The sequence below is a fragment of the Pseudoalteromonas sp. S2755 genome (assembly GCF_005886535.1).
Taxonomy (GTDB): Bacteria; Pseudomonadota; Gammaproteobacteria; order Enterobacterales; family Alteromonadaceae; genus Pseudoalteromonas.
Window position 1 is genome coordinate 1 of sequence record NZ_PNDS01000102.1, and the last position, 4519, is coordinate 4519.

Consider the following 4519-nt stretch of genomic DNA (forward strand, 5'->3'; position numbering starts at 1 on the left):
ATTCCCCCCATCGATACCAAAATCCCCATAGAGCCACAGATACAGAGATATTACATCATGCAACCATCAATCAGCTGTAATCGACTAAGTGATGATTTAAAAATTCTAATTAACAGTATCAGCTGCACGTGGCAACGCGGCCAATTTGCTGCAACGGGCAACATCAAGTTTTGCAGCAGAATAGATATGGAGCGTGCGATTGGCCAACAGTTAAAGCTAGTCATTAATGGCTACGAGTTCATCATGATTTGCGAGCAACCCAGTACAAGCAATCGATTTGCAAATAATAGCTACAGCGCGTCGATTCGTTCTCGATTCGCAGAGCTTGCTGCACCGTATCAACGCGAGCGTAATTACGTAAACACCTTAGATAAGACGCTCGCAGGTATCATGACCGACATTTTAGATAACACAGGTTGGACGTTAGACAACCAAATGATTGATTACCCAATCCCTGAGGGGGCGTTTTCGTATCGAGGACTGACACCAGCGGCTGCACTGCTTAAAGTAGCCAGTAGTATTGGTGCTATTCTGGACATTAACGATACAACCAAAACTGTCTCAGTTGTGCCCGAGTGGCCAGTCAACCCATGGAGCACAGAGCAAGCAACGCCTGATGTCATTCTCAATGATGCTCTAATACTAGAGCACAATACACGAGACACCATTCAGCCAGAGCACAACGTTGTTTTTGTGAGAGGCGAGCAGCAAGGCGTTGCATGTAAAATCAAGCGCCAAGGCACTCCTGCAACAGATTACGCTCGCGACATCGTAGACAATCTAATCACCGATGTACAAGCCGCGCGTCAACGTGGCACATGCGAACTTGCCAGGAGTGGCAATAAACGAACCGCAACCATTCGCACCAAGCTAAAGCAAGACCTGCCACCAATCAGACCAGGCATGCTGTTAGGTGTAAGGTTTGAAGACGAGCTATACAAAGCAACGGTGGACTCACTGGCTATCGCTGCTAGTATCAGCAACCAAGGCGCGATTATGGTAAATCAAACAATTCAGGCGGTACGCAATGTCTAACACACTAAACAGACTCGGTTCAGTACTCTCCGGCACACAGCGCAGTATAGTAAAAGTGCTGACAGTAAATAATGATGGTACTACCACTGTAGAACACAGCGACGGGACAACCAGCCGCGTACTAGGTGACAGTGTTCAAGAAGGCTCTGTGTATATAGAGAATGATCGCATAGTTGGCAATGCACCGGATTTGCCATATGCTGAAGTCACGATTTGAATATCTAGTATAAAAGATGATTGGAACCATTATAGCTTTGACAGCAGCTGCAGCGGGGATTGTATATTTACATATGATATTTTCGGAAAGAAGGCGTAAAGGGCGCTTAGAGAAAGTAATCATTCGGGAGAGGAAAGAGATTTTAGTAGCCAAGCTAATTAATGGTGAGTGTATACAGAATGATATTTTCTTCCTAAAGAACAGATTTCCAGACGCTAGTTTCCACATAGTGAACTATTACGAAAATGTTTATTGTAAGCTCATAATAAAGGCTGAGAGCCTTTATTCTCTGAACGGGATGTCATCGGAAACTCTTTTCGAAGAAAATAAAGAACAAATAGAATATATAAAACAGAAGGCTAAAGATAAGTTTATCTCGTTTCTCTCTTGATTTCTAGGATACTTAAAAAAGTGGCTTTGATTATTTTGAATCTGTACCTTCGCATGTAGCTGTGTGAAGAGACTAGTGCTTATTCACAGTGTATAGTCTGATAATATTTAAAACAGTTCTGATTTACCAATATTCCAACTAGGATGGATACATGAATATTTCCCTTGAGCAAATAGTACTTATAGCTTGGTTAACCGTTTCTGTTGGCTTATTTATCATTTACGTTTTTTTGAACAAACAAAAAAACAGAAAAACAGATATAGTCATTGATGAAATAAAACAGAGGATGGTTTTATCTTTGCAGCGAGACGAGAGTATTTATGAGGATGTATACCAACTGAGAAACAACCTACCTGAAAGAGGAAAGTATATACTCAAGTTTTATGAAAAAAAATATCTTGTTTGGTTAGAGCATGCCGAAAGCTACTATGTTGTAAATGGGGTGACCTCTGATACTCTATATCAAGATCATAAAGAAGAAGTTGAGAAAATTAGAGAGTATGCCAAGCAACAATTTATAAAGTTCCTTTCCTAATTACAATATATGAAATCTTTTTTAAATATTAAAAAACATAGTTTGAGATTTTACTGCACTACTAATGCTGGGGTCTCGCGCGAGGTATCAAATTATTTACTATGTTGGCACTACCACTGTAGAGCATAGCGATGGTACAACCAGCCGACTACTAGGGGATAGTGTTCAAGAAGGCTCGGTGTATATAGAGAATGATCGCATCACAGGGCAAGCACCATCTCTACCGAATAGTGAGATTGAAGTTTGATGTATTACTTATTTTAATAACGGAATCTAAGAAGAAAAATTTTTATTTACCACCTTGTTACCACGGAATTACCACAAGAGATAAAATAGAAAGTGTAGAAATTGATATAACTTATTGATTAGGGTAAGGAAAAGCTGGTCGGCATAGCAGGATTTGAACCTGCGACCCCTGACACCCCATGACAGTGCGCTACCAAGCTGCGCTATATGCCGACTTGTGCTTTACTATACGGATTTTTTTTTGAAAGGCAATAAGTGGTTGGTTTGTTTGGACATTAAATGAACTCAAGGGCGTATTTTTGTGTTCTTCGTCATTAAATCTGAGTTTTATAAGAAGAAAGCGCACTAAATATAAGCACTAGTGCGCTGTATTGGTCTATTTAGTCCAAATACCTTTTGGTAGTGTTTTTTCTACTTCAGGGTTGGTACTAGGATCAAACTCTGGGGTTACGCCAGCTTTAAGCTGCTTTTTATAATCGTTGGCAAGCCATAGCACGACTTTGCGAAGCATAAAGAGTGCAACCACGTTAACTACAGCCATTAAACCCATTGAAATATCAGCGAGTGTCCAAACCAGTCCAAGTTCGCTTACCGCACCAAACATTACCATACCTAATACACAAGCTCTAAATACCATCATGCCTTTCTTTGAATGGTGATCTAAGAACAGTAGGTTGGTTTCTGCATAACTATAGTTGGCAACAATGGAGGTAAAAGCGAAGAATAGAATAGCTACCGCAACGAAAATTGCGCCCCATTCCCCTACATGATGAACCAATGCAGATTGCGTTAATTCAATGCCAGTTAAACCTGAGTTTGGCTCGAGCTGACCAGATAAAAGAATAAGCGACGCGGTCGCGGTACAGATCACTATGGTATCTACAAATACACCTAGCATTTGTACATAACCCTGTGATGCTGGATGGTTTGGATTTGGTGTTGCACTTGCAGCAGCGTTTGCAGCGCTACCCATACCGGCTTCATTTGAGAATAAGCCGCGCTTGATCCCTTGAAGCATCGCTTGCATTACCGCGTAGCCTATCGCACCAGCACCCGCTTGTTCAATACCCATTGCACTTTTTACTATTAACATGAATATATCTGGTAGCTGCGTAAAGTTCACAGCACAGACGTAAAGTGCAAGTATAAGATAAGCAGCGGCCATAAAAGGCACGACGAGTTCGGCAAAGCGTGCAATAGTTTTTAAACCTCCGAAGATGATAATCCCAGAAGCTGTTACTAACGCAATACCCATCATATATTTAGGCACATCAAAGGCAACGTTAAATGCTGCAGCAATGGAGTTGGCTTGTACTGCATTAAAGACGAAACCAAATGCAAGGATAAGGCAAAGTGAAAATAACACACCCATCCACTTACGTTTTAAACCAAGCTCCATATAAAAAGCAGGGCCACCACGGAAGTTTCCGTCATCATCTTTTGTCTTATATAGCTGCGCTAAGCAACTTTCAGCAAAACTGGTCGCCATACCAATCAAGGCAATGAGCCACATCCACAATATAGCACCAGGACCGCCCAAATAGAGCGCGACACCAACACCTGCCATATTTCCGGTACCAACCCGTGCGGCGAGTGAAGTACAGAATGCTTGAAAAGAGGAGATACCATCTTCAGCACCTTCGCGGCTTTTCATCATTACCTTCACCATATATGGGAATTGGGTGAATTGAATAAACCCAAGCCTAATTGTGAAGAATACACCAGCAGCTATTAAGAGGTAGATAAGTAGATGGCCCCATAAAAGACCACTTATCGAGTTTAAGATATCAGCCATGTATTTAGCCTTTTTCTAAGAACGAGTAAATAGTGGGGCGGTAATCTACCACAAAGAAAAGCAAAAGCCGAAATTCCTGTGGGTTATCCACAGAAAATGTGGATAAGTTGTTAGGATTCGGTGGGCTAAAAAGCATTTGAAAAATAAATAGAAAAAACCGAAAAAAAGGGTTGCACTAAAATCGGATCGCCCTATAATGCGACCCCACTGACACGGGGTGCTACGCTGAAAAGCAATAAGCTAACGAGTTGGGGGTCAAGTAAAACTTAGGTCCGAAACTTCTTCTAAAGAAATTCAAAA

The 4519-nt window shown here is 41.4% G+C and carries 4 protein-coding genes, 1 tRNA gene and 1 pseudogene; 4 read left to right on the plus strand and 2 right to left on the minus strand.

The window, feature by feature from the left end:
* From CWC03_RS16285 to CWC03_RS16300, 4 genes and pseudogenes are all read left to right on the plus strand, one after another.
* Positions 1–1035: pseudogene (locus CWC03_RS16285) on the plus strand (hypothetical protein); the annotation flags it as partial.
* Positions 1028–1252 carry a hypothetical protein gene (locus CWC03_RS16290; RefSeq protein WP_138582775.1) on the plus strand — a complete coding sequence of 75 codons (225 nt, stop codon included), beginning with the start codon at positions 1028–1030 and terminating at the stop codon, positions 1250–1252. The pseudogene CWC03_RS16285 and the gene CWC03_RS16290, both read left to right, overlap by 8 nt.
* A gap of 542 nt (positions 1253–1794) precedes the next feature.
* Positions 1795–2178 (plus strand): hypothetical protein, encoded by a 384-nt coding sequence (locus CWC03_RS16295; protein WP_138582776.1) that lies wholly within the window; start codon positions 1795–1797, stop codon positions 2176–2178.
* 64 nt (positions 2179–2242) lie between these two features.
* Positions 2243–2425: a hypothetical protein gene (locus tag CWC03_RS16300; protein ID WP_138582777.1), complete on the plus strand. Its 183-nt coding sequence runs from the start codon at positions 2243–2245 to the stop codon at positions 2423–2425.
* A gap of 135 nt (positions 2426–2560) precedes the next feature.
* Here CWC03_RS16300 and CWC03_RS16305 read toward each other — a convergent pair.
* Together CWC03_RS16305 and CWC03_RS16310 are read right to left on the minus strand one after the other, a co-directional pair.
* Positions 2561–2637 (minus strand) — tRNA-Pro (locus tag CWC03_RS16305).
* 163 nt (positions 2638–2800) lie between these two features.
* Positions 2801–4219: an alanine/glycine:cation symporter family protein gene (locus CWC03_RS16310; RefSeq protein ID WP_138582778.1), complete on the minus strand. Its 1419-nt coding sequence runs from the start codon at positions 4217–4219 to the stop codon at positions 2801–2803.
* Between the last annotated feature and the right edge of the window lie 300 nt (positions 4220–4519).

Bases quoted from the DNA above. Each gene is read 5' to 3' on its own strand.
- CWC03_RS16290 (WP_138582775.1), top strand. From the start codon at position 1,028: ATGTCTAACACACTAAACAGACTCGGTTCAGTACTCTCCGGCACACAG.
- CWC03_RS16295 (WP_138582776.1), top strand. From the start codon at position 1,795: ATGAATATTTCCCTTGAGCAAATAGTACTTATAGCTTGGTTAACCGTT.
- CWC03_RS16300 (WP_138582777.1), top strand. From the start codon at position 2,243: ATGCTGGGGTCTCGCGCGAGGTATCAAATTATTTACTATGTTGGCACT.
- CWC03_RS16310 (WP_138582778.1), bottom strand. From the start codon at position 4,219: ATGGCTGATATCTTAAACTCGATAAGTGGTCTTTTATGGGGCCATCTA.